Genomic DNA, 2,740 nt, shown 5'->3' with positions numbered 1-2,740 from the left:
CGTCCCAGCCGCGCGCGCGTCCCCGGCCGCGGTCCCGTCCGTCCCGTCCCCGGCCGAGGTCTCCCTCGCGGTCCCGTCCGTCCCGCCTCCGGCGGCGGTCCCTCTCGCGGTCCCGTCCCCGGCGGGTGCGCGGCCGTTGATCCTCAGTCCCGACAGCCAGCCGACCAGCCGCGCGATCTCCTCGGTCCTCGGTGGCAGCCCCGAGGCGAAGTAGCGAACCTCCGCGGCCCGGCCGGTCAGCTCCCGCACGAAGTTGCCCATGCCCATCCGGGTCAGCCAGCCCGGCAGGTCGTCCTCGACGCCCTTCCCGGCGGCGGTCTCCCTGAGCAGGTCGGCCTTGGTCAGCACGACCGCGACCCGGCGCTGCCTGCCGCCGTCGGCGCGGGCCGCGAGCTCGTTGCGCAACCGGTTGAAGGTGTCCGCGGGGTCCTCCGTGGACAGCACCACCCCCTTCCCGGCCAGCTCGGCGCGCTCCGGCGCGAGCAGGTGGTCCTGCACCTCGGGCAGCGCGAAGGGGTCCAGGACCATCAGCAGCGCCTCGCCGTGCGCGAGGTAGCTCATCGACTCGACCTTCGCGGCCCCCGTGTAGTACTCGCCGGACGGATCGAACAGGTAGAGGATCCGGCTCCCTCCGCCGCGGCCCGCCCCCGGCACGGCGACGTCGAGCATCACGGCCTTCGGCAGTTCCGTCACGGTCTTGTGCACCCGGCCGTCGCGCAACTGGTGGCGGAGCCGGTGGAAGGTCCGTTCGTCTCCTTCGTCGACGAACGACGCGCGTCCCCCGGAGGCGGACACCGAGCCGTGCAGCGCGTCCACCGCGAGGGCCATGAACGTCGTCTTCCCGGCGTCCGGGCCGCCGACGAACGGCAGCGGCTCCACGCGCACCCGGCCGATCCGGGCCGGCAGCGCCCGGTTGCACTCGGGGCAGTGCGCCTGCAGCCGGTGGCGGCCGAGCAGGATCGCGGTGGGCAGCCGGGTCCCGCACTGGCAGACGTGCCGGATCGCGCCGTCGAGGTTCGGGGTCAGCCTCCGGTGCCGGTGCCCGCAGGTGGGACACGCGTAGACCGGCAGCGTGATCCGCGCGTAGCAGCCCGGGTAGGGGCAGGCCTGGAGGATGCGCCGGGCCAGCATGAACGCCTGCTCCACGCCGAGGAGCACGCCCACGCAGGTCAGCCAGGCCAGCAGGCCCGCCGTGACCGTCGCGGCGTACACCGCGGCGATCAGCCCGCCGACGACGGCCAGGGGCAGGACCGCCACCGCGATCCCGCCGCACACCGCCAGCCAGAGCGGGAACAGGAAGAACGCCTGGTTGCCCTTCATCAGCGCTTCCGTCGTCCTGGCCATCGCCCGGCGGGCCGTCTGGGCGATCAGCGGGACGGCGGTCCTGATGACGGTCCACCAGTCCCTCCAGACCTGGGCCAGCAGGTAGTGCCGGTAGGCCGGGTCCCCGTCCGCCCCCGTGACCGGCCGGACGACCGGGGAGAGACCGTGGGAGGTGTCCGGCAGCAGGACGACACCCGCCTGCCGGAAGTAGACGCCGACGGCCCCCAGCGTCGTCGCCACCAGCACGACGGGGAAGACGACGGGGAACACCAGGGTGAATCCCAGCCACACGACCACGATCCAGCACACCAGGACGAGCGCCCCCACGAACCACATCAGCGATCCCCCCGCCCGAACAGGCGCCGGCGCCTGGCCGCCCCGGCCAGTTCCCTGAACCCGGCCGCGAGCTCGCTGTCGTTCTTGAAGCGGGCCTCCATGGACCCGAACGGCGACCAGCCGCCGACCTGGGCCCGCGCCCAGTCGTCGAGGTCGGGGACGACGAGGTCGCCCATCCGCAGCCGGATGGCGACCTCCAGCAGCGCCGCCTGTTCGTCCCGGCCGATCCTCGCTCCCAGCCAGGCGGCCACCAGCCACCCCCGCGACTCCGCCGTCAGCGCCTTCACCAGCGCCGTACGGAAGGTCGGCTCCCGCCGGCCCAGCGCCCCTGCCGCGGCGTTCCTGGCCAGCTCCACCAGCTCCGGTTTCCCCTCCCGGGTGAGACCGGTCAGCGCCTCCACCTCCCGCGCGCGTCGCGCGGCAGGCCGGCGTCCGGCAGCCGCAGCACGGTGAGCACGGTCCTGGCGTCGTCGGCGGCGAAGCCCTCGGGTGCGGCGTCCACCACCCTGCGGGCGAGGTCCCCCGCCTCGGAGCCCTTGAGGCCGCTCCTGACGTAGGCGCGCGCGGGCAGGTCGCTGAGCACGTGCGACTCCGCGATCCGGCCGCCCAGCGCCTCGACCAGCCGGGCGCACTCGGCGCTCACCGGCTCCTCCTGCCAGATCTCCCCGAGCGCGTCGTCCCGGTCGGCGAACCCGTCGGCGCCGGGCAGCAGCCGCACCAGGTCGATCGTCGCCTCGACCCGGCCGAGCCGCCCGGCCGCGGCCAGCCGGCGGATCACCGCGGCGCCCGTCCGCGGCGCCCGCGGCCGGTCGTGACCGGCGACCAGGTCGCACACGTCGGAGGTGAGCAACTCCTCCCGGACCCGAGCCGGAGCGCCTTCCAGCCCGGCGACCAGCCCGGCGAGCAGTTCCCCGCGGCGGCCGGAGGGGGTCCGGGCCACCGACTCCGCGATGCCGGTGAGACCGTCGCGGACCAGCCCCGCCGCGGCCCGCTCCACCGGGTCCGAGGGGAGCGGTACGCCCGCGGCCTCGACGACCCGCACGACCGCGACCAGCTCCGGCAGCGTCGCCGCGTCCCGGAG

General features: G+C 75.4%; 3 protein-coding genes. All 3 read right to left on the bottom strand.

Going from position 1 to position 2,740, the window contains the following annotated elements:
• The coding region (locus tag ACWJ6R_RS34075) for a TRAFAC clade GTPase domain-containing protein (RefSeq protein WP_449066161.1) at positions 1–1,659 on the bottom strand (1,659 nt) is incomplete at its 3' end.
• Positions 1,659–2,060: a hypothetical protein gene (locus ACWJ6R_RS34070; RefSeq protein ID WP_449066160.1), complete on the bottom strand. Its 402-nt coding sequence runs from the start codon at positions 2,058–2,060 to the stop codon at positions 1,659–1,661. The genes ACWJ6R_RS34075 and ACWJ6R_RS34070, both read right to left, overlap by 1 nt.
• Positions 2,048–2,740, bottom strand: a 693-nt coding sequence (locus tag ACWJ6R_RS34065) for a hypothetical protein (protein ID WP_449066159.1), incomplete at its 5' end; no start/stop codon positions are given. The genes ACWJ6R_RS34070 and ACWJ6R_RS34065, both read right to left, overlap by 13 nt.

Source organism: Planomonospora algeriensis (assembly GCF_977012225.1).
Note: the sequence above shows the minus strand (reverse complement) of the source record. Positions and strands in the feature narration are given on the sequence as shown.